At 55.3% G+C, this 707-nt stretch carries 1 protein-coding gene; it reads left to right on the top strand.

What is annotated here, in order from left to right:
* The coding region (locus tag GBM95_RS11940; RefSeq protein ID WP_226963326.1) for a hypothetical protein at positions 1-544 on the top strand (544 nt) is incomplete at its 5' end.
* Positions 545-707 lie beyond the last annotated feature (163 nt).

Here is a 707-nt window from a genome sequence, read left to right as displayed (position 1 = left end):
GCTCAAGGTTCTGAATTCGGGCAGGAAACTGGACCCCCGTCTGGCTCAGCGTACGGCCAATTGCATCGGAGAGAAGGAATCCGATAAGGGTCATAAGGTTTACTACCGCAAGGCGCAGGTTATGACGCGGAAGACCGAGTTTGAAGGGTGCCTGGCCATCCGAACGGATCGGTATTTGTCTGCGGCTCAAGTGTTTACGATCTACTCGGACCGCAACAACATCGAACGCACCTTCCGGGAGCTGAAGGTCGAGGAAGATGCGCGCCGCCTGATGGCAACGCAGACTGCCTTTGAGGGCAAGCTGTTCGTTTATGAACTGGCCCAGTCAATCTATAGACAGGTAGCCATGCAGGCTCGAAAGAAGCAGGCTGTTCTGCCTGGGAACTCATTGAACAAGCTTCTGGCAGCTATTGAGCCGGTAGTGGCTGTGCGTGTGGGGAACGGCCGTGAATGGAGGGTGGATCTGCTGACCAGGCGGCAGACTCAGGTCTATGAGCAGATCGGCGTCACCCCTCCCGCGGGGAAGCACTACTTTTGGTGCTAGCCCACGGGAGTTTGGGAGAGAAAAAGCCCCGGGCGGTTCAATCGCAACCCGGGGCTTCTGGGATAACTGAAGAACAAGCGGCCTAACTCCGCTCATTCATCAAAGGTTCTTCTTCATAAAGTCCTCAATCTTGTCAAACGGGATGACATCCGTCTTGTCGTAG

Source organism: Sutterella seckii, from assembly GCF_009183815.1.
Classification (GTDB): domain Bacteria; phylum Pseudomonadota; class Gammaproteobacteria; order Burkholderiales; family Burkholderiaceae_F; genus Sutterella; species Sutterella seckii.
This window is presented reverse-complemented; position numbering and strand designations above follow the sequence as displayed.